Source organism: Nocardiopsis metallicus (genome assembly GCF_014201115.1).
In the GTDB taxonomy this organism is placed as follows: domain Bacteria; phylum Actinomycetota; class Actinomycetes; order Streptosporangiales; family Streptosporangiaceae; genus Nocardiopsis; species Nocardiopsis metallicus.
Genome location: NZ_JACHDO010000001.1, coordinates 5,915,036 through 5,939,908, shown reverse-complemented (window position 1 = coordinate 5,939,908; position 24,873 = coordinate 5,915,036). Strand labels below are relative to the sequence as shown.

The following is a 24,873-nucleotide window of genomic DNA, read 5'->3' as shown; positions in this document are numbered from 1 at the left end:
TTCCTAGCGTTGAGGTGACCTCGACCGACCTCCGCTGGAGCCTTGATGTTTTCGCCCCTCACGCACTCCACCCGTACCCGAAGCCGCCCCGCCCGGCCCTCCTGGCCAGCCTCGCTCGGCCTTTCCCTGGCCCTGGGCATGGCCGCTCCCCTGGCGCTCATGCCCTCAGCACCAGCCCAGGCTCAAGCCATCGCCCCGGCCCCACCTCTCACCCCGGACACGGCACAGGCCTTCGTTGACGGTCGTGTCCCCGAACTCCTGGCCGAGCACGGCGCCCCGGGGCTGACGGTGTCGATCGTCGCCGACGGCGAACCCCTGGCCGGGGCCGCGCACGGGGTCGCCGACCTCGCGGACGGGACACCCATGGATGAGGGATCCCACGCCTTGCCCACCGCATCGATCGCCAAGTCCTTCACGGCCGTGGCCGTGCTCCAGCTCGCCGAACAGGGCGAGGTGGACCTGCACGAGGACGTCAACACCTACCTGCCCGAGGAGCTGCGCGTACCGGACACCCACCCGGGTGAGCCGGTCACCCTCCACCACCTGCTCACCCACACCCCGGGGTTCGACGAGCGCACCGACATGGACGACCCCGAGGACACCGCCGGCCAGCGGGACCTGGCGGAGTTCCTGCGGGACAACACCCCCGAGCGGATCTTCCCGCCGGGCCGGTACACCGCCTACTCCAACTACGGGACCGGCCTGGCCGGGTACGTGGTCCAGGAGGTCAGCGGGGTGCCGTTCGAGGAGTACGCCGAGCGGAACGTGTTCGCCCCGCTGGGCATGGACGGCACGGAGTTCGGCCAGCTGCACGAGCTCGCCCAGGAGCACGACCTCGTCACCGGGCACGGACCCGACGGCGCACCGGCCGCCCTCGTCCACATCCCGCTGGTCCCCGCCGGGGCCGCGGTGACCAGCACCGGGGACATGTCCAGGTTCATGCTGGCGCTGCTCAACGGCGGTGAACTGGACGGCGAGCGCGTGCTCGGCACCGAGTCGGTGGCGATGATGCTCGACCGGCAGTTCGAGCACCACCCGGACGCCACCGCGATGGGCTACGGGACCTACGAGTGGCGGACCGGGCCGCCCCGGGGCGTGGGGCACGGCGGGGACCTGGACGGCATCCACACCGGCTACCTGCTCCTGCCCGAACTCGACGCGGGGGTGTTCGTTGCCGTCAACGGGGACGACACCGACCCCGAGGCGGGGGCGGGCCTCCTGCACGACCTGCGTTTCGCCGTGTTGCAGGCCTTCGCCGACGAGTTCGGCCCGGCCGACGCCCGAACCGGTTCCGAAGCCGCCCCCGAGGCCGACCCCGGAGACGACCTGAGCGTCTACTCCGGGAGCTACGTCACCACCAGGCGCGCCGTTGAGGGAACCGCCCGGATCATCACGCTCTTCGACAACCTCGCGGTGCGCGACGCGGGTGACGGGACGCTGCGGGTCCGAGGCGTCATGATTCCCCAGGAGCGCTGGCTCCCGGTCGGCGACGGGGTGTTCGTCGGCCAGGACAGCGGGGAGCGGCTGGTCTTCACCGTCGAGGACGGCCGGGCAGCGGCCGTGTACCTGGACGCCAATCCCACCAACGGTTACGACCGGACCTCGGCGCTCGCCGGCCCCGGGCTCCACCTGATCACCGTGGTCGTCGCCCTTCTGGTACTGCTCACCGGCACCGCGCACCTGCGCCGCCCCCGCGGCGCGGCAGGGGTCGCCGCCGCCGTGTCAGCCTCCCTCACCGCGCTGGCCTGCCTGGTCTCGGTCGGCCTGGTCGTCTACGCGGTCACGGATATGAACCGGCTCCAGGACTGGGTCTTCGGTGACTCGGTCGTCCTCACCATGCCCCTGGCCTCGGCTGTTCCGCTCGCCCTGACCACGGCCGGATTCGCGGTAACCGCCTGGGTCCGTGGCTGGTGGGGTGAGGGATGGTGGGGCCGGATCCGACGCGTGCACTACTCGCTGCTGCCCCTGGCCGCCCTCGCCGTGATCGCGGTCGGCGTCCAGTACGGTCTGGTCTGGCCGCAGGGCTGAGAACAGGGGCCCGAGACCGCGCGCACGGGCAGAGTGCTCAACAAAAACCTCGGTCAAGGGTTGGTAACGCTCCCGGAACGGGAACACCTACCTTGAGGGCCCGCCCCCACCCCCTTGGGGGACGGGCCCGTCCACGTGTCGGCGCCCCGAGCGGCCCGAACAACCCGAACGCCCGGGTAACCGGAGCGGCCCGAGCGCCCAGAACACCCGGGCGCACAGAACACACCGAGGGGCCGGCGCGGCCCCGGGATCACTCCCCGGCCGCACCGGCCCCTCGCTCTTCTTCGGCCCCGGGGCTAACCCCAATGCCGTGTAGTTAGGCGAAGCGCGGGTGTGTCAAATCACCTGAAACCAGGACGGAGCTCCTGCTAGAACCGTGTCAACCACGATCACCGTTCAGCAGGAGCTCCGTTGGACACCCAGTGTGCCATCTCCCAACCGTTCACAGTCGCGTCCGGGGCCTTCGCCCCGGGCCACCTCGGCGAACTCACCCGCATCATCCCCTTCGAGATGGTCGACCACGCACTGGACCAGACCCACAGGACACAAAAACGGATCCGGGACCTGCCCTCCCGAGTCGTGGTCTACCTCCTGCTGGCAGCAGCTCTGTTCCCCGATATGGGCTGGTCACAGGTATGGCAGCGCCTCACATCGGGCCTGAAGGGCCTGAGCGTGTCCGCACCCACCGCCAGCGCGCTGGCCCAGGCCCGCACCCGGGTCGGGGCCGCGCCGCTACGTTGGCTACTCGACCTGCTACGCGGCCCGGCAGCGGGCATCGCCACCCCCGGAACGCGGTGGCGGGGCCTGCTGGTCTGTGCGATCGACGGCACCACCATGTCGGTCCCTGACAGTCCAGCCAACCTGAGGCGCTACACCAAGCACGGCTCGCACAACGGCGGCTCCAGCTACCCCTCCCTGCGGCTGCTCGCACTGGTCTCCTGCGGCACCCGCACGCTCATCGACACCTGTTTCGGGCCCACCACCCGCGGCGAGACCACCTACGCCCCGGCACTGTTGCGCAGCCTGGGTGAGGGGATGCTCGTGCTCTTGGACCGCAACTTCGCCGCCCAGGACCTGCTCAAATACATCGCTGCTACCGGCGCTCACGTCTTGGTCAGGGTGAAGATGAGCCGTAGGCTGCCGGTCCTGGCCCGGCTGAGCGATGGCTCCTACCTGTCGCGGATGGGCGCGCTTCGGGTTCGCGTCATCGAATGCCAGATCACCGTCGCCACCACCCAGGGCCGCCGCACGGTCGATTACCGGCTGGCCACCACCTTGACCGGTCACCGGGCCCATCCCGCTGCCGGGCTGGTGCGGCTCTACCACCAGCGTTGGGAGATCGAGACCGCCTACCTTGAGATCAAGTCCACCCTGCTGGGCGGGCGTGTGCTGCGGGCCCGTACCCCGGGCGGGATCGACCAGGAGGTCTACGCGCTGCTGGTCACCTATCAGGTACTGCGTTTGGCGATGGCCGATGCCACTGCGGCCCGCGGCGGTGTCGATCCTGACCGGGCCAGTTTCACTGTTGCGCTCAACACCGCCCGCGACCTGGTCATCCAGGCCGCGGGGGTGATCGCTTCAGCGGTGATCGATCTGGTCGGTGTCATCGGTCGCCGGGTGTTGGCTGATCTGTTGCCCGATCGGCGTATCCGGACCCGACCCCGCGTGGTCAAACGCGCGATCTCCAAGTACAACGCGAAGGGCGTGGTTGACCGGACCAGTTACAAGGCCACCATCAGCATCGACATCCTGGCTGGGCCAGGCCCTTGACACAGCACCCAGAACCTTAACTACACGGCATTGGGGCTAACCCCAGGCCAGAGCGGTCAGCTCCGGGTCCTCCAGCGCGGTGCCGATGTCACGCAGCACCTTGGAGCCCAGCTCGCCGTCGACCAGCCGGTGGTCGAAGGAGAGCGACAGGGTGGTCACCTTGCGGATCTTCAGCTCACCCTTGTGGACCCACGGCATGTCGCGGATTTGCCCGAAGGCGAGGATGGCGGCCTCGCCCGGGTTGATGATCGGCGTACCGGCGTCCACTCCGAACACACCGACGTTGGTGATGGTGATGGTGCCGCCGGACATGTCGGCCGGGCTGGTCTTGCCCGCCCTCGCCTTCTCCGTCAGCGCCTTCAGGGACGCCGCCAGCTCCGGGAGGGTCTGGGCGTCGGCGTCCTTGATGTTGGGCACCACCAGGCCGCGCTCGGTGGCTGCCGCGATCCCCAGGTTCACGTAGTTCTTGACCACGATCTCCTGGTTCTCCTCGTCCCAGGAGGCGTTGACCTCCGGATGGCGGCGGACCGCCATGAGCAGGGCCTTGGCCACCAGCAGGAGCGGCGACACCTTGACGTCGGCGAAGTCGCGGCGCTCACGCAGCCGGGCGACCGCCTTCATCGTCTTGGTGACGTCCACCTGGAGGAACTCGGTGACGTGCGGCGCGGTGAACGCGCTGTTCACCATGGCCGCGGCGGTGTGCTTGCGCACGCCCTTGATCGGGACGCGCCGCTCGCGGGCGGTGCGGTCCGCCGCGGGCGCGCCCTCCGGTGCCGCAGCCTCGGCGGCCGTCGCGGACGGGGCTGTCCCCTGCGCGGACGCGGCGGCCTCCACGGCCGCGTGGACGTCCTCGCGGGTCACGACCCCGCCCTTACCGGTCGGGGCGACCGTCGCCAGGTCCACCCCGAGGTCCTTGGCGAGCTTGCGCACCGGCGGCTTGGCCAGCGGACGGCCCGAGGCGGGCGCGGGCCCGGCGGGCACCGCCACGACCGCGGGCGCGGGCTCGGCGGGCTTGGGCGCGGGCGGAGAGACCGGCCCCGAGGGGCTCGGGCGGCGGCGGGCGCGGCGCTGGGTGGCGGACGCCTTCTCGCCGTAGCCCACCAGGGGCTTCTCCCGCTCCTCGGTGTCCTCGGTGGGGCCGGCGGTCATGCCGGCGGCCGGGGCCGGAGCCTCAGCGCCGGACCCGGAGTAGGGCTCGGTACCGGAACCCCCGGTGCCGTCGTCCACGGTGATGATGACCGAGCCGACCTCGACCGTGTCGCCCTCGGCGGCGAGCAGCTCCTTGACCGTCCCGGAGAACGGCACGGGGAGCTCGACGACGGCCTTGGCGGTCTCGATCTCGCAGATCATCTGACCGTCGGTGACGGTGTCGCCCGGCTTGACGTACCAGGTGAGGAGTTCGGCCTCGACCAGGCCCTCACCGACGTCGGGCAGTTTGAACGAGTGCACGCCGTCAACGGCGGGCGCGCTCTTGTGAATCGCCATGTTGTGCGGTTTCCCCGATCTAGTACGCGAACGCCCGGTCGACGCCGTCCAGGACCCGGTCCAGGTCCGGCAGGTAGTGCTCCTCCAGCCTGGACTGCGGGTAGGGGGTGTCGAACGCGGCCACGCGGATGACCGGCGATTCCAGGTGGTAGAAGCACTCCTCGGTGACCCGGGCGGCGATCTCCGCGCCGGGGCCGCCGGTGAGGGTGGCCTCGTGCGCCACGACCAGACGGCCGGTGCGCTTCACCGACTCGGTGATGGTCGGGTAGTCGATCGGCGCGAGCGAGCGCACGTCGACGACCTCGATGGAGTGTTCGGTGTCGGCTTCGGCCGCCTGGAGGGCGGTCTTGACCATCGGCCCGTAGGCCAGCAGCGTGCAGTCGGTGCCGGAGCGCGCGATGCGGGCCGCGCCCATCGGGGTGACCTCGTCGATGGAGGCCTCGGTGTCGACCTCGGTCTTCTCGTAGTAGCGCCGCTTGGGCTCCAGGAAGATGACCGGGTCGTCGGAGCGGATGGCCTGCTGGATCATCCAGTAGGCGTCCTCCGGGTTGGCGACCGTGACCACGCGCAGCCCGGCGGTGTGCTGGAAGTAGGCCTCCGGCGACTCGCTGTGGTGCTCCACCGCGCCGATGCCGCCGCCGTAGGGGATGCGCATGACGACGGGCATGGCGAGCTTGCCCGCCGAACGGCGGCGCATCTTGGCGAGCTGGGTGAAGGTCTGGTTCGCGGCGGGGAAGAAGAAGCCGTCGAACTGGATCTCCACCACGGGTCGGTAGCCGCGCATGGCCATACCGATGGCGGTGCCGACGATGCCGGACTCGGCCAGCGGGGTGTCGATGACCCGGTCGGCGCCGAAGTCCTTGTAGAGGCCGTCGGTGACCCGGAAGACGCCGCCGAGCTTGCCGACGTCCTCTCCCATCATCAGGACCTTGGGGTCGTGCTCCATCGCGGCGCGCAGTCCGGCGTTGATGGCCTTGCCGATAGTGAGGTTGGTTCCCATGGCCTAGCGGCCCCCTTCCGCGCCCGCACCCTCGAAGGAGGACAGGTAGTCGGCGAACTCGGCCCGCTGCTGGTCGATGTGGACGTTGGGTTCGGCGTAGACCTCGTGGAAGATGTCCAGCGGCTCGGGGTCGGGCATGTTGCGGCACTGGGTGCGCACCGTCTCGCCGACCTTGTCGGCCTCCTCCTCGATCGAGGCGAAGAAGGCCTCGTCAGCGAGGCCGTTGGCCTCCAGGTAGCGGCGTACGCGCAGGATCGGGTCCTTGGCCTTCCACTCGTCGAGCTCACCCTTGTCCCGGTAACGGGTGGGGTCGTCGTTGGTGGTGTGGGCACCCATCCGGTAGGTGAACGCCTCGATCAGCGTGGGTCCGTTGCCGGTGCGCGCGTTGTCCAGGGCGGCGCGGGTGACCGCGAGGCAGGCGAGGACGTCGTTGCCGTCCACGCGCATGCCCGGGAAGCCGAATCCGGCCGCGCGCTTGTAGATCGGCACGCGGGACTGGCGCTCCAGTGGCTCGGAGATGGCCCACTGGTTGTTCTGGCAGAAGAAGACCACGGGTGCGTTGTTCACCGAGGCGAAGTTGAAGGCCTCGTTGGTGTCGCCCTGGCTGGTGGCCCCGTCCCCGAAGTAGGAGATGACGGCGGTGCCGTCCTCACCGACGGCGCCGTCGCGCTGGACGCCCATGGCGTAGCCGGTGGCGTGCAGCGCCTGGCTGCCGATGACGATCGTGTACAGGTGGAAGCCGTGCTCGTGCGGGTCCCAGCCGCCGTTGCTGGCGCCGCGGAACATGCTGAGCAGTTCCTTGGGCTGGATGCCGCGGCACCAGGCGACGCCGTGCTCGCGGTAGGAGGGGAAGGCCATGTCGCGGTCGTGGAGTGCGCGCCCGGAGCCGATCTGCGCGGCCTCCTGGCCGAGCAGTGAGACCCACAGGCCCAGTTCGCCCTGGCGCTGGAGGGTGATCGCCTCGCTGTCGACCCGGCGGACCAGCACCAGGTCTCGGTAGAGCGCGCGGATCTCCTCCGCGCTGATGTCCAGGGGGTAGTCGGGGTGCTCGGTGAGCTCCCCTTCCGGTGTCAGGAGCTGGATGAGCTCCGGCTCCTCGTGCGCGGCGGTGTCCGACACGTCGCTCCTCGGGTTCTCGGGGCCGACTTCGCGTGGGTGAACGCTGATCGACCGTTTAACGGCCCATGCGCTCCCAGGGTGTGGGGAGGGTCATGGACAGCCCTCCCCACATCGTGACAGAACTCACTGTGGGGAGCGCAAGACCCCAGCGGCACCTTTTACGTTGTGCGACCCATGCTCCCGGACGCGTGACCAGGCGAGTTACCAGGGCTCCCTAGCATTTACAAGGTCTTCCAACTACTTTGCGGCAACTTGTCCGCAACGGGCGGATAGCGCCCTGCCCGGAACCCGGGAAGTGCCCAGTCCGTGTGAGCCAGTGCCGACTGCTCGGTGGCAGCGCGAATGCGCACAGGCGGAGATGCCCCTCATCCGGGCCGGTACGTCCACGCCCCTATATCCCCCGTGATCTTGCTACCAGGAGCGATTTCGGCGCCGAACTTGCTCCTGGTAGCAAGATCACGAAGGAAAGGGGCACAGGAGGACCGCGCCGCTCTGCTGGAACGAAGCGGCCGTTCGGGTGAGTTCTGTCGGGTGGGTTGTGGAGGGTCAGCCGAGCAGGGCGAGCAGGTGCTGGCCCATCGCTCCGGCCGTGACGGCCAGGGCGTAGCCGGTCAGGAGGAGGCCGGTCCGGCGGCGGGGCTTGCGGTGGCTGGCCGGGCGGCGGGGGCGATCCGAGCGACGGGGCAGTGGCGGGCGCGGAACCTGCTCCCTGCGGGGGCGGGGGATCGACACCGGGCGCTTGGGCTCGGCCTCCTCGGCGGGCTCGCGTGCCGGTTGCGGTGCGGGAGCGGGTTCCGGGGCGGGGGTGCGGTCGGAGACGTCATCCTGACGCCAGCAGGATTCAGCGGACTCGGCCCCTCGCAGCCACGCGGGCGGGTCTCCCTCGGCGAAGCGGCGACGCAGTCCGGGGGTGTCGGGCATCCGCGCGAGGAGCTCGCGCTCCCTCGGGGTGCGTCCCAGCGAGACCAACGGCGGAAGCGACTCGGGTGCCCGACCGCCGGAGGAATGCACCTCCGGGCGGATTCCGGGCCGGAGCACGGGGCGGCTGAAGCGTCGACCCCGGGGAGCATCCAGGACTCGGCGCAGGTCGAGGGGCATGGTCTCGGTGCTCATCGGGCGCCTCCGCAGACACACGGGGCAGAGGACACGGTGGTGGCGGTGGCGGTGGGGTAGGTGAACTCGGCCCACAGCACCGTGCCCAGCACGCTCAGCGAGTCCGGTTCGGCCCAGCGCTGGGTGCCCCACTCGTTGGCGAGCTGGTGGATGAGCTGGAGGCCGCGCCCGGACTCGGCCTGTGCCCAGTTCTCCACCGATCGCCGTGCGGGCGGGAACATCGGCCGGGCGTCCAGGGGCCCGTCATCGATGACGGACAGCCGCAGGGTGGTCTGGCGGCCCATCACGATGGGCGTGGAGAGCATCCGGATCACCGTGCCGCCGGAGCGCTGGGATCGCGAATGCGTGACGGCGTTGGCGAACGCCTCGCTCGCACAGAGTTCGACGTCCTCGCGGATGTGGCGGGGAACCCCGGCGAGGGATTCGAGGTCAGAGCGGAGTTCCGCTCGGAAGCGGGGACAGGTGGAGGGCGTTCCGGGGTACTGGCGCGCTTCCCAGCGCCGCCCCGGGTAGGCGGGAGTGGGCATCTGAGGGAGAATGGACACGTCGGCAACTCCTGTTCGAGGGTTCGTTGTCGGCCTGGCCCCGGGGGTGGTGCAACACCCGCCGGGGTTTCCCATGCCATCGGAGTGCGCTGGAACTCAACGTCACCACCGGTGTACGCAACGATAGAAACTTATGGCATAACCGTCAACACATATGCAATAAGTTTGTTGAGATCTTGCGCTGCCGGGCAGGAGGGGGCAGGTACGTCCCGGCGCTACGGTGGGACGCGAGTACACGTCATGCCGGAAGGGGCACGCTGGATGAGCACCCTCGAACCGCCTCGTGCGCGGTACAAACAGGTGGCCGCGCTGCTGCGCGACGCCATCCGGAGGGGTGACTACGCGCCGGGCAGCACGCTGCCCAGCCAGCCGGACCTCGCTCGGGAGTACGGGCTCAACCAGAGCTCCATCAGCCGGGCGGTGTCCATGCTCCAGGCGGAGGGATGGGTTCGGACCGAGCACGGCCGCGGATCCGTCGTCCTGGAGGTCCCGACCGTCAAACGTGTTCGGAAGATCGACCGCGACTACCGTTCCTCGCACAGCGGCAGTTCCTACGCCGAAGAGCTCGCTGAGGCGGGGCTGACACCCCGCACCGAGCTCGTCCACTGGGGTGAGGAAGCACCCAGCGAAGAGATCGCCGAGGCCCTCCAGATCGCCCCTGAGGACACTGTGCTCGTGCGCAAGCGGCACATGTTCGCCGATGAGAAGCCCGTTCAGCTCGCCATCTCGCACATCCCCATGCAGGTCGCTGGCGGCACCGAGATCGCCATGCCCGACACTGGCCCGAGTGGCATGTACGAGCGGCTGGCCCAGCGCGGTTTCGGGCCGGTCCGCTTCTCCGAGGACATCGAGGTGCGCGGAGCGACCGCGGAGGAATCCGCCTTCCTCGACATCGCCCAGGGGCAACCCGTCTTCCAGGTCATGCGTACTGCTTTCGACACCGGGGACAGGCCGGTCGAAGCCTGCTTGAACGTCCTCGCCGCACTGCGCTGGCGCCTCACCTACACCTGGGAGCAGCCACGGTGAACGACGGTGTCCTGCACAGTGTCAGTGTCAGCGCGATCGTGGTGCGCCCTGAGGACGGGAAGGTCCTCGTCATCCAGCGCGCCGACGACGAGCGGTGGGTGCCGCCGGGCGGTGTCCTGGAGCTCGCGGAGACCCCCGAGCGGTGCGCAGTTCGTGAGGTGCGGGAAGAGACCGGGGTCGAGGTCCGACCACTGCGGCTGACCGGGGTCTACAAGAACATGAAGCTCGGCGTGGTCTCCCTGGGTCTGCTGTGCGAACCGATCGGCGGCCAGGCCCGCCCCAGCGACGAGGCGCTGTCCGTGGCCTGGCTCGAACCCGAAGCGGCGATCCGCGCCGCACCCGAGGCCCGGGGTATCCGCATCGCCGACGCGCTGTCCGACGATGGCCCCTTCATCCGCGTCCACGACGGAACCCACCTGTTGACCAGCACTGCCGAGGACGATCTCGGGTAGCGAAGCACCCACAACGCTTGCGGAGAACCCTTGGGCTGCGCCCGTGACGCCCCGCACCGGACCCAGAGGTGGGTGCTATACACGCTGGAGTTCCCATGCGCAAAAGAAAAGCTCACATACAAACATGCGTGCCACTAAGGTGAGCATCATGAGCGACGAGGTGACCGACGCGCGTCCCCTACAGGTACGCATCGCCGATGACCTGCGCAACCAGATCCGCCGGGGTGACCTCGCCCCCGGGAACAAACTCCCCGCACTCCACGCACTCGCCGAGCGTTATGAAGTCAGCGTGATTGTGGCCCGAGGCTCAATCGACCTCCTACGCCAGGAAGGGCTGCTGACCAGCAGGAAAGGCAGCGGCACCTACGTCCGTGAGCCCAAGAGGGCGCGCCGCTACGGGCTCCAGCGCTACAGCCGATCCGTGTGGGGCGGCCCCGAACCGCAGAGCGTGCTTCGGGCAGAGGGCGCGGAGCAGGGGCAGAAGGTCGAGCAGGAGACCGAGACAGCGCAGATCCCCGCCCCGCCCTTCGTGGTGGAGCGGCTGCCGGACGTCGAGGAGGGCGACCTCGTCTTCGTGCGCAGGCGCATCACGAAGCTCGACGGGACCATCAACCAGTCCGCGGACAGCTACTTCAGCCTCGCCACCGCCGAGCAGAACCCCGAGATCGTGGACGGGCCCGGAGGGCACATCGCCGACATCGATCGTGTGAGTCCCGTGCGGGAGATCCAAGAAGAGATCGGGGCCCGCATGCCCACCGGCCCGGAGGCGAGTCGGCTGCGCATTCCACCGGGCACCCCGGTGTTCGAGGTGATCCGGACCTATCACACCGAAGACGGCCCGCTCGATGTGGCGCAGTTCCTGATCCGCGCCGACATGGCCGTCTTCGACTACCGCTTCCCTGTCCCGGACTGATGGCCGGATCCGGCCCAGGCTTTCTGACATCGTCCTTGGCGCTCTCAGAGCTGGGTGAGGCCCTGGCGGGTCACGCGCCAGACTCCCGGGGTCTTCTCCACCGCGCGGGTGCAGATGTCCCTGAGGTTCTGGTGCAGGAGGGCGATCAGGTCATCGCGGCGAACGTTGTTGGGCAGCATGAACATGTGGATCCTGGCGGCCTTGTACGCCGCCAGTTCCGTTGGCCGTTGGAGGATGTGCTCGTCCTTGCTGATGACCGCCCAGTCGTGCGCGGTCAGTTTGGCGAGCCAGTCCTCGTCGCGTACGCCCTCAGCCAGCTCTCGGCTGCCGTACAGGTCAGCAGGGGTATGCACCACATAGCCGAGGTCGCTGAGGCAGCGGCGAGTCGTCCGGCCCGCCACGTTCTCGTCCATGTAGAACTCAGGCGGCCTGGCCCAGAGCGAGGCGTGCGGCGGTTCGGACGGAGTCGACGGTGATCCCGAACTCATCGGCTACCACCTCGGGGGACTCGTCGGCTCTGAGCATCCCCGCGACGTCGGCCACGCGCACCCCGGAGTCCGCGAAGAAAGGCTGCCCGAAGAACCGGTGCGGGTCGATCACCACCGCGTGCGGTTCGGAAACCATCAACCGCAGCCGCTCCGGGTACTCGTCGTCCTCCCAGACGACGTACCTCAGGTAGTCCTGGATGATCTCCCGCATCACGTGCTGACCCGTGACTCCCTCGATGATGCCCTCGCCCTGAGACGTTCGGGAGAAGTCCCACAGAACATCCACACCGTCGGTGGCCAGCTCGCGTGCTACCAGGGCGTACTCCCCGAACTCCTGCCTGAGCCGTTCCAGGGCGGGCCGGATCCGACGCGGACGCACCCCGGCACGGCGCAGAGCACGCAGGACATGGACCTCGGCCAGGGCGATGAAGGGCATGGTCGCCGTCAACCGGCTCGGTTCCGGGGGCAGGGCGTGCACCAGGCCGGGCTCCCCGTCCCCGCCGCCAACCCAGTTCTTGAGGGTCGAACGCGGCGTCCCCAGGTAGCGGGCGGCGTCGGAAACATTGAGCACACCCATGGTGAACCTGATGTCGTCCATACCGACCACCTTCCCTCACGGCCCATCATCCCCTACGTCTGGTCAGGGAGAGCCCCCGGCACCAGGGTGTCGTCACCTCCGCTGTCGAGGGACAACCTAGCGATCCCCGGCGGCCGTCATGGGTGGAATCCAGGAAGTGGAACGGCTTCGGTTCGGCAGGCGCCTGCGGCAGTGGCGCCGGGCTCCCGCATCAGAGCCGTGAGGTGCCCAGCACACCGTCGGCGGATGACATCTGTCATCGGTGGGGCCGGGTGAAACACAGCGCGAACCGGTGATTCCGGGGACTCCCGGGCCCGCCTTCACCGAAGTTAGGTTCGAGGCATGAACCACGAAGAGCAGCGACCACCGATGACGCCCCCGGCGAACGCGCAGACCCCGCCGATGACGCCGCCGCCCGCCCCGCCCGCTCCCCGCAAGCGCCGCCGCGGCCCACGTCCGGTGCCTCCCGGCCGGGAGTACCACGAGGTACTCACCACGGAGAAGCGTCAGATCTGGCGGGGCATCGCCGCGCTGGCCCTGCTCATGGTCGGGATGCTCGTCTTCGCCTTCGGGTTCACGTTCCTGGGCTTCGCGATCGACATGGCGCTCGGCCGGGGCAACATGTTCGAGGGCGAGTTCGAGATCACCCCCGTGAACCAGGCGGCGGGCCTGCTCGGGCTCGCCATGCTGCTGCCGTGGAGCATGCTCGTCCAGCGGTGGCTCTACGGGGTGAGGGGCGCTTCCCTGCACTCGGTCCGCTCGCTCTTCCGCCCGGAGGTGTTCGGCCGCTCTCTCCTGGTCATCCTGCCGATCTGGGTGGTCTACATGAGCGCCTTCACCCTCCTGGCCCCCTACGAGCAGACGGACTGGCTGTACACCGACCTCGTGCTCATGTTCGCCGTCGTGATGCTGCTGGCTCCGCTGCAGTCGGCCGGTGAGGAGTACGGCTTCCGCGGGCTGGCCTTCCGGGTCGCCGCGAGCTGGGGGCGCGGACCGCGCGCCGCGCTCGTCCTGGGCGTCGTGGTGTCGAGCCTGCTGTTCATGGTGGCGCACGCGGCGTTCGACCCGTGGCTGAACCTCTACTACTTCGTCTTCGGCGCCACCCTGGCGCTCATCTCGTGGCGCACCGGCGGCCTGGAGCTGGCCGTGGTCATCCACGCGGTGAACAACACGGTCGCCTTCCTGCTCGTGGCCGTCACGCACACCGACCTAGCCGAGGGGATGGACCGCTCGGCCGGTGTCGGTTCGCCGATCATGCTGCTTCCCTGCGTGATCCTCATCGTGATCACGGCCGTGGTGTGGTTCCGGACCCGGCACACGGGTCCGCCCCGCACCCCGGCACCGCAAACCCCGGCACCGGAATCGGCGAGGGGGCCCGGATCGGACCCGGCCGCGCAAACAGAAACGGGCTGAGACAAACCCGGTCTCAGGCACGGCGAAGGCACCGACATCGACCCTGTGTCACTGTCGGTGCGTTCTCCGTGATAATTCCGCGAGTCGTCCGCATAGGCGGTGGAGTGCGCTTTCGCGCCTGGGCCCTCCCAAGGGTTCGGGAGGCCGGGAGCGCACTTCTCGCCGCGTCTTCGGTTGTCTTTTTCGACCCGCTTCGCTCCGAGCGGCCTGAAACCGTCAACCGGAGCCTTCTGGGAGCCCGTTACGGGGCTCGCACTTGTCCCACTAACGCCGGTTGTGCCCGTTTATTCGGACGCGTCCCGGGCCTTGGGCGCGGGCACGCGCATTCCGCGCTCGCGGCCGTAGTCGGCGAGCATCTCGCGCAGCTGGCGGCGCGCGCGGTGCAGTCGGGACATCACCGTGCCCAGAGGCGTCCCCATGCGGGCGGCGACCTCCTTGTAGGCGTAGCCCTCGATGTCCACGAGGTAGATGACCTCCTGGAACTCCTCCGGCAAGCGGGCCAGGGCCTGCTTGATGTCGGAGTCGGGCAGGTGGTCCAGGACCTCGGTCTCGGCCGAGCGCATACCGGACGACGTGTGCGTCTCGGCGGCGGCGAGCTGCCAGTCCTTGATCTCGTCAGTGGTCTCCTGACGCGGTTCCCGCTGCTTCTTCCGGTAACTGTTGATAAAAGTGTTGGTCAAGATCCGGTACAGCCAGGCCCGCAGATTGGTACCGGCCCGGAACTGGTGGAAATTGGCGAAGGCCTTGGCGAACGTCTCCTGAACGAGGTCTTCTGCGTCGGCCGGATTGCGGGTCATCCGCAGGGCCGTCGGATAGAGCTGGTCTGCGAACGGCGTCACCGCGGTGGCGAAGTCCAGTGTCTGGTCCTCGTCGCGGGTCACACCGGCCGTGGAGGTCTGATCCTTTTCGAGAGTCGTCAAGATTCCCCCTAGGGACGACCGAACGATCACTTCCACACTGTTAGACGCAGCAACACGCTCCTAATGATGACATCAATTGGAGTGATACGGGTCACGAACGTACCGAAAGCATCGCCAGTCCCGTTAAGGATGCGGTAAAAGCCCTGCGTGGCAGCTGGCCGGGACACGTCCGCGTCCTCGGGTGTCATACGCTGGCGACGCCCGCCAGGCGCGTCCCGACGAGGCGCCCTTCGAACGGCGGAGCAGTGGCATACCCATTTTTTCCTGTGGAGGACCTGTGGCCCGCGTCGTGGTTGACGTCATGCTCAAGCCCGAGATCCTGGACCCCCAGGGCCAGGCCATCGCCGGTGCCTGCTCCCGCCTCGGTTTCGAGGGGATCGACCAGGTCCGCCAGGGCAAGCGCTTCGAGGTCGAGGTCGAGGGCGAGGTGGACGAGGCCAAGCTCGCCGACGTCCGCCGCCTGGCCGAGACCCTGCTCGCGAACACCGTGATCGAGGACTTCGAGGTCCGTCCGGCCTGATCCGCCCGGCGCGCCAGGCTCGGCCCACCCAGCCTGACCGATTCGTCTCGTACGGCTCGCCCTGCCCCGCGCGGCCGTACTCGAAACACAGCCCCGCCTGAAGCCCGGCAGCCCCTGCCGCCACGGGCGGGAACCGTGTTCGGTCCGGGTAACGGACGGCGCCAACCGAGCCTCCGGCGCCCGCAGTGCCGGAAGTGTCCGGATTCCACAGCCGCGTCCCCTGAGGGCGCGGCTGTTCGTTTTACCGGCGACGGCCTCGGGAAGGGTTCCTAACGTGCCGAGCTGGTCACCGATACGGAGCACGAGAGGTACACGGATGGACACCGTTTTCTCGATCTCCCTCCCCAGGCAGGCGTACACGGTCGCCGTCGTACGCGACATCCTCGGCGCGCTTCTGAGCCGCTCCGGCCTGTGCCGGGAGTGCGTCGACGACATCCTTCTGGCCGCGTCCGAAGCCTGTGCCAACGCCGTCGAACACGGGGCGCCCTCCCCCGACTACGAGGTCGAGGTGGAGCTCGCCCCCGGCTGGTGCGAGCTCCAGATATCCCATACCGGGCGAGCTCCCGACACAGCGGCGCTCGTCCAGAGGTTCACCTCGGAACACACGCCCCTCCCGGGCCTGGAAGCAGAATCGGGCAGGGGCATTTTGCTGATGCGCTACCTCATGGACGAGGTCGACTTCAGCGGTGAACCCCGGACCACCGTCATACTGCGCAAACGCCTCACCGCCTGCGACCCCGCCAGTGGGGACACCCTGCCCCGAAGCGACCCGGCGGCGCGTTTCGCGCTCCTGTAGACCCGACCCGCCACACCCCGTGGACCGTCCCCGCGGGGGCGTGGCTCGGGCGCGCACCGGCTCCGCGGCGACTCCGCGGCGACTCCGCGGCGACTCATCACCGGCCCCGTTCACCGTCCGGGGCACCTTCTCCGCGGCCCGCGCGGCCCCCGTGACGCACACCACGCGACCTGTCGAGTCACACACCCGCACCCCCTCCCGGCGGGGTTTCCCTGGGAGGATCACACAGTCCGACACCCCTGGGAGGGGGTGACCGTCGTACCCGAGCACAGGTGAGCGGGTACGCTGCGGGTAACGGAGCGCCGTCCCCGTGACGGGGTCAGGCACCGCCTTCTCCCCGTAGGACAACAATCCCGGAGTGTGCTCATGACAGCCCGTGTGGGCGTCGTCACCTTCCCAGGCTCCCTCGACGACAAGGACGCCGTGCGCGCGGTCTCCCTCGCCGGTGCCGAACCCGTCGCGCTCTGGCACGCGGACGCCGACCTCAAGGGGGTCGACGCCGTGGTGCTGCCCGGCGGCTTCTCCTACGGGGACTACCTCCGCTGCGGTGCCATCGCCCGGTTCGCCCCGCTGATGTCCGAGCTGGTCCCGGCGGCGCGTTCGGGCGCCCTGCCGGTCCTGGGCATCTGCAACGGCTTCCAGATCCTGTGCGAGAGCCACCTGCTCCCCGGTGCCCTCACCCGCAACTCCTCACTGCGGTTCGTCAACCGCGACCAGGTGCTGCGGATGGAGAACACCCGGACCGCGTGGACCGCCGACTACGCCGAGGGCCAGGAGATCCTGGTCGTCCTCAAGAGCGGCGAGGGCAGCTACGTCGCCGACGAGCAGACCCTGGACCAGCTGGAGTCCGAGGGCCGGGTCATCGCCCGCTACGTCGGGGGCAACCCCAACGGCTCGCGTCGCGACATCGCCGGTATCACCAACGAGCACGGCAACGTGGTCGGGCTGATGCCGCACCCCGAGCACGCCGTCGAGGCGCTGACCGGCCCCTCCACCGAGGGCCTGGGCTTCTTCACCTCGATCCTCAGCCACCTCTCGGCCGGGGCCCCGGCCCCCGCCTGACCGACACCGGCCGCGAACCCGGCGGCCCGACGCACACCGGTTCGGTCGACACCGGACCGACGCACCCGACAGGGGGACGATCCTCGCGATGATGGCGCTGCTGCGCTCCCGGCGCATGTTGTACGTACTGGTGGGTCTGGTCGTGGTCGGCCTCGTGGTTTCCGGGGCCGTCGGCCTCTTCCAGTCGTTCAACGCACCCACCACCGCCGCTCCCGGCGGGGACCAGGGGCAGCAGGGCCAACCGGACCAGCCCGGGCAGGGGCAGCAGGGCGCCCAGCCCGACCCCCCGCCCGAGGTCGGCTCGCTGGGCCGGCCCCCGTCCGGGTTCACGTACGTGGACCAGGACGAGGCGCACTGCGACCCCCAGGGCCAGTGCTTCCGGCTGATCGTCATCGCGGGCGAGGACGGCCAGGAGCTCGACGACGACGCCGAGGAGAGCGTCCAGACGGTGTACGAACACCTGCTGGACAACGGCTGGCGCCAGGAACTGCCGCCGGGCACCGAGTCCGAGGACGAGATCGCCCTCGTGGACTCCGTCCTCACCGACGGCACGACCCTGGTGGCCGACTCCACCGCCCCGTCCCCCGGCGCCCTGCCGGTGCTGATGCTCGGCAACGCCGACATGCCCGCCTACTGATCCGGTGCCGGGCGGCGGACACAGCCAAGGCTCGGCCTGACCCACCTCCGCGCAACTCCGCGACACCCGAACGGAACCACCGCATGTCTGAAGCACCCGGTCTCGACACCGTCGCCAACGCGACCGACAGTCCGGACACACCCCAGCCGTACGCCGAACTGGGCATGCCCAAGGACGAGTACGACCGGGTCCGTGAGATCCTGGGCCGCCGTCCCACCGCCGCCGAGCTGGCCATCTACTCGGTGATGTGGAGCGAGCACTGCTCCTACAAGTCCTCCAAGGTGCACCTGCGCCAGTTCGGTGAGAAGGCTCCGGAGAACGACTCCCTGCTCGTGGGCATGGGCGAGAACGCGGGCGTCGTGGACGTCGGCGACGGGAACGCGGTCACGTTCAAGATCGAGTCGCACAACAGCCCGTCCTTCGTCGAGCCCCACCAGGGCGCGGCCACCGGTGTGGGCGGCATCGTCCGCGACATCCTCACCATGGGCGCCCGCCCCGTGGCCGTGATGGACGCGCTGCGCTTCGGCCCCGCCGACGCCGACGACACCAAGCGGATGCTGCCCGGCGTGACCTCCGGGATCTCCTTCTACGGCAACTGCCTCGGTCTGCCCAACATCGGCGGTGAGATCGGCTTCGACCAGAGCTACCTCGGCAACCCGCTGGTCAACGCCCTGTGCATCGGTGTGCTCAAGCACGAGGACATCAAGCTCGCCCAGGCGCCCGGCCCGGGCAACAAGGTGGTCCTGTTCGGTTCCACCACCGGCCCCGACGGCATCGGCGGCGCCTCCGTCCTGGCCAGCGCCTCCTTCGACGAGGAGCTGGAGTCCAAGCGGCCCAGCGTCCAGGTCGGCGACCCGTTCATGGAGAAGCTGCTCATCGAGTGCAGCCTGGAGCTGTACGCCAAGGACATGGTCGTCGGTATCCAGGACCTCGGTGCGGCGGGTGTCTCCTGCGCCACCACCGAACTCGCCGCGGGCGGTACCGGCGGCATGAACATCCAGCTGGACCGGGTCCCGCTGCGCGACCACCGGCTCACCCCCGAGGAAATCCTCATGAGTGAGTCGCAGGAGCGCATGATGGCGATCGTCGAGCCCGCAAAGATGGCCGACTTCCTCGCGGTCTGCGACAAGTGGGGCATCCTCGCCGCCGAGATCGGCGAGGTCACCGAGGTGACCCCCGAGGAGGCCGAGCGCGGCGGCCGCCTGGTGATGACCTGGCACGGCGAGACCGTCGTGGACATGCCGCCGCGGACCGCCTCCGACGAGGGTCCGGTCTACGAGCGCCCCTACGCCCGCCCGGAGTCCCAGGACGCCCTGCAGGCCGACGACCCCGCCAAGCTGGCCCGCCCCGAGGGCGACGCCGAGCTGCGCGAACAGCTCCTGAAGGTCCTGGGCGCCCCCGGCATCGGCGACCCGACCTGGGTCACCCAGCAGTACGACAGCTACGTGCGCGGCGACACGGTCGTGTCCGCCCCGCACGACTCCGGGATGATCAGGATCTCCGAGGACTCCGACCGAGGCGTGGCCCTGGCCACCGACGGCAACGGCCGGTACACCCTCCTGGACCCGTACACGGGCACCCAGCTGGCCTTCGCCGAGGCCTTCCGCAACGTCTCGGCCACCGGCGCCCGTCCGCTGGCGGTCACCAACTGCCTCAACTTCGGCTCACCCGAGGACCCCGGGGTCATGTGGCAGTTCGCGGAGACCACCCGTGGCCTGGCCGACGCCTGCCAGCAGCTCGGCACCCCGGTGACCGGCGGCAACGTCAGCTTCTACAACCAGACCGGCGACGTGCCGATCAACCCGACCCCGGTGATCGGTGTGCTCGGCGTGATCGACGACGTCAACACCCGCCTGCGCTCCGGCTTCGACACCGACGGCGCGCGCGTGTTCCTGCTGGGCGAGACCCGCCCCGAGTTCGGCGGCTCCGCCTGGGCCGACGTGATCCACGGCCACCTGGGCGGGCTGCCGCCGCAGGTGGACCTGACCGCCGAGGCCGCCCTCGGCGAGGTCCTGGCCTCCTCCGCCGAGCAGGGCCTGGCCGCGGCCGCGCACGACCTGTCGGATGGCGGCCTGGGCGTGGCCCTGGCCGAGTCCGCGCTGCGCGGCGGCAGGGGCCTGCGCGTGGAGGTGGACGGCGACGCCTTCACGGCGCTGTTCAGCGAGTCCGGCGCCCGCGCGATCGTCGCGGTCGAGCCTGGCCGGGAGGAGGCGTTCGTCGCGCTGGCCGCCCAGCACGGCGTCCCCGTCACCCAGATCGGCACCGTGGGCGGCGAGAGCCTGTCCGTGACCCACCCGAACGGGGTGGTGGAGATCGGTCTGGACGAGCTGCGCGCCTCCTACGAGGCGGCCCTGCCCGCCCTGATGGAAGGCGTGTAGGCCTGACGGCTGCCTGACCTGACACGTCTGCTCGAAGAGGGGGCGCTCCCTGCGGGGCGTCCCCTCTCGCGTGTTCCGGTGGTTCGGGGAGACGGGGTGACGACCGGCGGCGACGCCGCTTCGGCCGCCTCGGCCAACCGCTTGTCGTAGGTCACGAAAGCACTGAGCGCGGCGCCCAGGCCCCGCGCACAGCAAACGTGTAGTGCGGCCAAGGACCTGCGGCGCCTCCCGGGAGTGAGATCCCCGGCGTTGTCGACCACCTCCGCGGGCATACGCGGATGTGCCGCCCTCGGCAGCCACGCACCAGCCCGTTCGACCGTGTCGGGGCTTGCTCCGGCAGCGTGCGGCGCATGAGGCTTCCCCCCGTGCGGGAAGACACCGCCGCGGCCATCTGATCGGTACCCCGATCCGTAGGTGACGGGTGACTGGGGTAGGACTGGGAGTCAGGGAGGTGTGAGCACATGGAACGTGCCAGACGCGGCAGATTGAAGGGGGCGCTCGGGAGTCACGACCGTCCGGCGAGTGCGCTGACTTTCCGGGTGGTCCTGGCCCTGTTCGGAGCGCTGGTGCTCCTTCTGGGCACCGCGGCGGCCGTCACCTGGACCGACGAGACCTGGCTGATCATCGTCCTGGGGCTCGGTTTCGTGGCCGCCTGCGTGAACGTGTACTGGGTGAGCCGCCGTCTCCACTACGAGCGGCCCCGGCACTGAACGGTGCGCTCTCGGTCCGGCGGCGGCCGCCCGGGGCTCTCTGCTGGAAGAAACCGGAGAGAATCCTGGAAACCCGCCCCCTGTCTCCGCGAACACGGATACAGTTACCCTCAGTGATCACCCGTGGTACTGGGTGGTCGATCAGCCCCGGGTCGGTAGTCCTGCCCCCGGCCCGGGGTTTACTCCTCCCCTGTATGTCCCGGTCTGCCCTGTCCGGCCGGGGTGAGGGTGACGGCGATCGGGCGGTGGTCCGAGTGCGGAACGTCCGGGTTGGCCGGGTCGCTCGGTGCCAGGTCCTCACTGATGAGGACGTGGTCGATCTGTTGGTCCGAGCGGGCGCCCGAGACCATCGTGGGGAACGGGCGCACCTCGGCGAAGGCGTCCAGAAGTCCGCTCTGCGCCAGGCGCATCTCCTCCGGCTCGAAGTTGAGGTCACCGGCGACCACCACGGGCGCCGACGTGCGCTCGCGGACCTGGTCGGCGAGCAGCAGGAGTTCATCGAACTGCCCCCTCGCGCTCGGGTTCCCCAGGTCGTAGCCCTCGGGCTGCAGGTGGGTCGAGATCACGGTGACCTCGGCGTCCGCCCACTCCATGGTGACCGCCAGCGCCTGGGCGCCGGTCGGACCGCTGTCAGGGAGCGGATAACCGCGGACCTCGGTGACCGGCAGGTCGGTGAGCAGGGCGTCGCCCCAGAACGGGCCGTCGGCCGGTCCCCAGTAGGCGTTCATGCCCAGGTGCCCGGCCAGGAGCGACAAACCGTCGTGACCGCCGTTGAGCAGCCAGCCCCGGTCGACCTCGCTCAGGGCTATGACGTCGGCGTCGAGTTCGCGCAGGACCTCGGCCTGTTCGGCGACCGAGAGGCGGCCGTCCATCCCGAACCCCATGCGCACGTTGTAGGCGGCCACCCGGAGTTCGGCGGTGTCGGATCCGGAGGCGGATCCGGAGTCGGCCCCGCTGGTGCGCAGCAGCGGGGCGGTGACCGTGGCGGCCAGGGCGACGGCGGCCGCGACGGCGATGACCTGGTGTGTGCGCCGCTGGTCCGGGACCGTGGCCGCGCCCCGGGTCCGGGGCAGGATCGCCGCGGCGAGCACGGCCAGCGCGGCGAAAGGCACGTACTCGTTGGGCACGTGCAGGTCGTAGGCGGCGTAGAAGGCGAACACCAGGACCACGAGCAGCAGCAGCCCGACTGAGGCGAGCAGACCGGTTCGGACCGGGGAGACCAGCGCGTCCGGCTCAGGGGTGCCCGCGGTGGCCCACCCGGCGCATGTGGCCAGGGCGAGCTGTCCCAGCAGCAGCGCCGCGAGCGTCCACGCGGGCAGGGTCCCGGGGACGTCGTTCGGCAGCTGGGGCGCCAGCCACAGCGTGGTGAGGGCGGCGAGCAGCACGGCCAGGGGCAGCAGGGGGTTCGGGGTGAAGCGCCGGGGGGACGCGGCCAGGGCGACGGACAGCACCGCCACCACGCTGAGCGCGGCCGCCGAGTAGGGGGTTGCGCCGACGGTCTGGGCCACGGCGGGGTTGGCGGTGTAGAGCCCGGCCAGGAAGAGCAGCGGCCCCAGCGCCAGCCAGGCGCGAGCCCGGGTCGGGGCCGCGTCTGCGGCGGCCGTGCGCCAGACCCGGGCCGCCAGCACCGGGAACGCCAGGGCAACCACGAGCACCGCGGCCCAGGCCAGGGCACCCGCGCGCCAGACCAGGTCCACCGTGCCGAGCGCCGTGTGGATCACGGCCGAGGCCGCCGTCCCGGCGACCACCCCGACCATCATCCCGTGCGCGGTCAGGCGCCCGTCCGCCGCCGTGGCCATAGCCGTGCACACCAGCCACACGGCGCCCACGCCCACCAGTGCGGAGGCCAGGTACAGCTGGGGGTAGCCGCCCTGGGTGAACTGGAGCCCCACCCGGCCGACCGCGAGCAGCGCCCCGGCGGCCAGGGCGATTCCCAGGGGCGGCACCCGGCGGGCGAGCCCGACGAACAGGAAGGGCGCCAGGAACCAGACCAGCGCGTAGGCCCCGATCAGCTCGGGGCTGGTCGCCCCCGCTTGGCCGAAGACAGTGATCAACGAGGGCAGGAACACCCGGAGCACGTCCAGCAGCAGGACCGTTCCGAGCGTCGTCAGCAACCGTCCCTGGTGCATCGCGGCTCCAGCCGTCGGGGGATAGGTGAATGATTCTCACCTTTTCGGCCACGCGGCGCAAGAAGCGCAGGTATGAGAGCCGTACCGGATGAAACCAGGCAAGCCCGGATGGGTACGGCAACAGAGAGACCGAGGGAACGGCAGGCCGTCAGGTCCCGAGACACCGGGGGAACCGTGCGACTGGTGAATGAAGACACGCGAGCGGAGGTCGCCGCTGTGGTCGAGCGCTACCGTTGGCTGCCCCTGGTTCCGGTCACCGCGGTGGTGGTCCTCCTGGCCGCCACCGGTGTCCTGCCCGCCTGGCCGGGACTGGTCCACCTGGTGGCGCTGCCTCCGCTGGACCTGTTCGGCGATATGCGGGCGCTACTGACGACCACCACCGGTCCCGTCTCCTTCTCCGTCACCCTCGTCCTGGTACTGGCCGCACGCGTCCTCGTGCTGGCCCTGATGACGGGCGGGCTCACCCGGCGGCGGCTCCTACTGGCCGGGGTCTTCTACGGGGTGCTCCTGGTACCGCTGCTACTCGCCGCGCAGTTCGTCTACATCGCCAACACCCTGATGTACTCACGGCTGTTCTGGGGCGCTTTCGTGGCGGTGGTGATCCTCTTCCTGCTGCTGGCCCCCCTCCCCTGGAGCGTGGCGGCGTACGAAGGCGGGGCACGGCTGCGCACGGCCCTCGCCCGTACCTGGCGCGGTGGCCTGCGGCTGGAGGTGACCCTGCCCTACGCCGCCGCGGTGGCGGTCATCGGCGCCCTCGCCCACCTGTTCCCCGCGCTCACGATCGCACTGGTGCCGCTCTCGGCGGCGCTGACAGCCGCGGCCCTGACCGCGCTGTCCCGACCCGCACCCGCGCGCCCCCTGCTGCGCCTGGCCTCGATAGCGGCCGTGCTGGTCGTGATCGCCTCCGGGTGGGTCACCTCCCGCGGCACCGACATGCCTCCGCCGGCCGAGCCGCGCGAGGGCTCGATCATGGTGATGTCGGGGATCGACTCGCGCTCGGGGATCGGAGACATGTTCAGCTCCCGCACCGACCTGCTCGGATACGACTGCGAGCACACCTACTACTTCTCCTACGCGGGCCCGGGGGACGGCCAGCCGCAGCGCCAGGCCCGCTGTCCGATACGTACCGGCGCCCCCTACGAGGGCGCGCACACCCAGCGTCCCGTCAGCGAGCAGGTGGAGGTCTTCGCCGAGCAGGTACGGGACCTGCCGCGGCCGCTGGTCGTGGCGGGCCACTCACACGGCGCGTGGATCGCCTGGAAGGCCGTGGCCTCGGGGGCTGCCCCCGAGGTCGACGCCGTGTTCCTGGTCGGCCCCTTCCCGGAGAGCACGGGCGGGTACCGTCCGATGGGAGAGCCGGGTACGGGCCGTCCGGCGTCGGATTTGCTGCACCTGTTCATCCCCCTGGCCCAGGCGGTGGACTTCAACTTCGACGCCGACGCACCCGCGGGCTACGAACTGCTGGGCACCACCAGCACACCCGCCGACATCTACTCCATGCCGCTGCCCGACGGGGTCCGCAGCCTCAACGTCCCCTCCTCCAGCGACCTGCCGTTGAAGCCCTCCGGCTGGCGCATGGGAGTGGACCGCGACCTGTGCCCGCTACGCACCCCGCACGCCTACCTGCCGACCACGCCCGCCTACTACGAGGAGGCGAACCGGTTCCTGGACGGTGAGCCGCCGCGCGACTGCCCGGTCGTGTTCGACTGGGCGGCGCCGCTGACCGTGCCCTTCTCGACGCCTCAGGTCCGGGTCGGCCCGCCGGACTGACCGGCGGAGCACCGTGGCACGG

Annotated in this window: 22 protein-coding genes; 13 read left to right on the top strand and 9 right to left on the bottom strand. The window is 70.0% G+C overall.

What is annotated here, in order from left to right; all coding sequences use genetic code 11:
• The first annotated feature begins 45 nt into the window (after positions 1–45).
• Positions 46–2,028 (top strand): serine hydrolase domain-containing protein, encoded by a 1,983-nt coding sequence (locus HNR07_RS26080; RefSeq protein WP_184367284.1) that lies wholly within the window; start codon positions 46–48, stop codon positions 2,026–2,028.
• 411 nt (positions 2,029–2,439) lie between these two features.
• Positions 2,440–3,798 carry an IS4 family transposase gene (locus tag HNR07_RS26075; RefSeq protein ID WP_184361008.1) on the top strand — a complete coding sequence of 453 codons (1,359 nt, stop codon included), beginning with the start codon at positions 2,440–2,442 and terminating at the stop codon, positions 3,796–3,798.
• Between the two features lie 36 nt (positions 3,799–3,834).
• Here the strand turns inward: HNR07_RS26075 and HNR07_RS26070 are convergent, their stop codons facing one another.
• The 5 genes from HNR07_RS26070 to HNR07_RS26050 form a co-directional block, all read right to left on the bottom strand.
• A complete protein-coding gene (locus HNR07_RS26070; RefSeq protein ID WP_184367282.1) occupies positions 3,835–5,283 on the bottom strand; it encodes a dihydrolipoamide acetyltransferase family protein in 1,449 nt (482 codons plus the stop codon).
• A gap of 19 nt (positions 5,284–5,302) precedes the next feature.
• Positions 5,303–6,283 carry an alpha-ketoacid dehydrogenase subunit beta gene (locus HNR07_RS26065; protein WP_184367281.1) on the bottom strand — a complete coding sequence of 327 codons (981 nt, stop codon included), beginning with the start codon at positions 6,281–6,283 and terminating at the stop codon, positions 5,303–5,305.
• A 3-nt stretch (positions 6,284–6,286) separates the two neighbouring features.
• Positions 6,287–7,402 carry a pyruvate dehydrogenase (acetyl-transferring) E1 component subunit alpha gene (gene pdhA / locus HNR07_RS26060; RefSeq protein WP_184367279.1) on the bottom strand — a complete coding sequence of 372 codons (1,116 nt, stop codon included), beginning with the start codon at positions 7,400–7,402 and terminating at the stop codon, positions 6,287–6,289.
• 546 nt (positions 7,403–7,948) lie between these two features.
• Positions 7,949–8,515: a hypothetical protein gene (locus HNR07_RS26055; protein ID WP_184373117.1), complete on the bottom strand. Its 567-nt coding sequence runs from the start codon at positions 8,513–8,515 to the stop codon at positions 7,949–7,951.
• Entirely contained in the window at positions 8,512–9,060 is a 549-nt protein-coding gene (locus tag HNR07_RS26050; RefSeq protein WP_312893982.1) for an ATP-binding protein, read from the bottom strand. Before HNR07_RS26050 ends, HNR07_RS26055 begins: the two co-directional genes overlap by 4 nt.
• A 261-nt stretch (positions 9,061–9,321) precedes the next feature.
• Between HNR07_RS26050 and HNR07_RS26045 the strand changes: the two genes are divergently transcribed.
• The 3 genes from HNR07_RS26045 to HNR07_RS26035 all read left to right on the top strand — a co-directional run bounded on the left by HNR07_RS26045 (position 9,322) and on the right by HNR07_RS26035 (position 11,451).
• Complete coding sequence (locus tag HNR07_RS26045; RefSeq protein WP_184367277.1) at positions 9,322–10,086, top strand: GntR family transcriptional regulator; 765 nt, start codon at positions 9,322–9,324, stop codon at positions 10,084–10,086.
• On the top strand, positions 10,083–10,538 hold the full coding sequence (locus HNR07_RS26040; protein WP_184367275.1) for an NUDIX domain-containing protein: 456 nt from the start codon (positions 10,083–10,085) through the stop codon (positions 10,536–10,538). The genes HNR07_RS26045 and HNR07_RS26040 overlap by 4 nt, the downstream gene beginning before the upstream one ends.
• A 148-nt stretch (positions 10,539–10,686) precedes the next feature.
• Complete coding sequence (locus HNR07_RS26035; RefSeq protein WP_184367273.1) at positions 10,687–11,451, top strand: GntR family transcriptional regulator; 765 nt, start codon at positions 10,687–10,689, stop codon at positions 11,449–11,451.
• Between the two features lie 44 nt (positions 11,452–11,495).
• Here the strand turns inward: HNR07_RS26035 and HNR07_RS26030 are convergent, their stop codons facing one another.
• Both HNR07_RS26030 and HNR07_RS26025 read right to left on the bottom strand, forming a co-directional pair.
• Positions 11,496–11,864, bottom strand: coding sequence for a PIN-like domain-containing protein (locus HNR07_RS26030; RefSeq protein ID WP_184367271.1), 369 nt, complete (start codon positions 11,862–11,864; stop codon positions 11,496–11,498).
• A 7-nt stretch (positions 11,865–11,871) separates the two neighbouring features.
• Complete coding sequence (locus tag HNR07_RS26025) at positions 11,872–12,537, bottom strand: DUF433 domain-containing protein (protein WP_184367269.1); 666 nt, start codon at positions 12,535–12,537, stop codon at positions 11,872–11,874.
• A 321-nt stretch (positions 12,538–12,858) separates the two neighbouring features.
• On the opposite strand from HNR07_RS26025, the gene HNR07_RS26020 reads away from it, so the two are divergent.
• On the top strand, positions 12,859–13,929 hold the full coding sequence (locus tag HNR07_RS26020; protein ID WP_221318939.1) for a CPBP family intramembrane glutamic endopeptidase: 1,071 nt from the start codon (positions 12,859–12,861) through the stop codon (positions 13,927–13,929).
• 284 nt (positions 13,930–14,213) lie between these two features.
• On the opposite strand, the gene HNR07_RS26015 is transcribed toward HNR07_RS26020, so the two are convergent.
• Positions 14,214–14,849, bottom strand: a complete 636-nt coding sequence (locus HNR07_RS26015) for a sigma-70 family RNA polymerase sigma factor (protein WP_184367267.1) — start codon at positions 14,847–14,849, stop codon at positions 14,214–14,216.
• Between the two features lie 277 nt (positions 14,850–15,126).
• On the opposite strand from HNR07_RS26015, the gene purS reads away from it, so the two are divergent.
• The 6 genes from purS to HNR07_RS25985 all read left to right on the top strand — a co-directional run bounded on the left by purS (position 15,127) and on the right by HNR07_RS25985 (position 20,952).
• Positions 15,127–15,369, top strand: a complete 243-nt coding sequence (gene purS, locus HNR07_RS26010) for a phosphoribosylformylglycinamidine synthase subunit PurS (protein WP_067602247.1) — start codon at positions 15,127–15,129, stop codon at positions 15,367–15,369.
• 316 nt (positions 15,370–15,685) lie between these two features.
• On the top strand, positions 15,686–16,165 hold the full coding sequence (locus tag HNR07_RS26005) for an ATP-binding protein (protein WP_184367265.1): 480 nt from the start codon (positions 15,686–15,688) through the stop codon (positions 16,163–16,165).
• A 366-nt stretch (positions 16,166–16,531) separates the two neighbouring features.
• A complete protein-coding gene (purQ, locus tag HNR07_RS26000; RefSeq protein WP_184367263.1) occupies positions 16,532–17,227 on the top strand; it encodes a phosphoribosylformylglycinamidine synthase subunit PurQ in 696 nt (231 codons plus the stop codon).
• Positions 17,228–17,315: 88 nt separating this feature from the next.
• Positions 17,316–17,864 (top strand): hypothetical protein, encoded by a 549-nt coding sequence (locus tag HNR07_RS25995; RefSeq protein WP_184367261.1) that lies wholly within the window; start codon positions 17,316–17,318, stop codon positions 17,862–17,864.
• Between the two features lie 83 nt (positions 17,865–17,947).
• Positions 17,948–20,242 carry a phosphoribosylformylglycinamidine synthase subunit PurL gene (gene purL, locus HNR07_RS25990; RefSeq protein ID WP_184367259.1) on the top strand — a complete coding sequence of 765 codons (2,295 nt, stop codon included), beginning with the start codon at positions 17,948–17,950 and terminating at the stop codon, positions 20,240–20,242.
• Between the two features lie 461 nt (positions 20,243–20,703).
• A complete protein-coding gene (locus HNR07_RS25985; protein ID WP_184367257.1) occupies positions 20,704–20,952 on the top strand; it encodes a hypothetical protein in 249 nt (82 codons plus the stop codon).
• A 179-nt stretch (positions 20,953–21,131) separates the two neighbouring features.
• Here the strand turns inward: HNR07_RS25985 and HNR07_RS25980 are convergent, their stop codons facing one another.
• Positions 21,132–23,081, bottom strand: coding sequence for an endonuclease/exonuclease/phosphatase family protein (locus HNR07_RS25980; RefSeq protein WP_184367255.1), 1,950 nt, complete (start codon positions 23,079–23,081; stop codon positions 21,132–21,134).
• Positions 23,082–23,264: 183 nt separating this feature from the next.
• On the opposite strand from HNR07_RS25980, the gene HNR07_RS25975 reads away from it, so the two are divergent.
• Complete coding sequence (locus tag HNR07_RS25975; RefSeq protein WP_184367253.1) at positions 23,265–24,851, top strand: hypothetical protein; 1,587 nt, start codon at positions 23,265–23,267, stop codon at positions 24,849–24,851.
• The last annotated feature ends 22 nt before the right edge of the window (positions 24,852–24,873 follow it).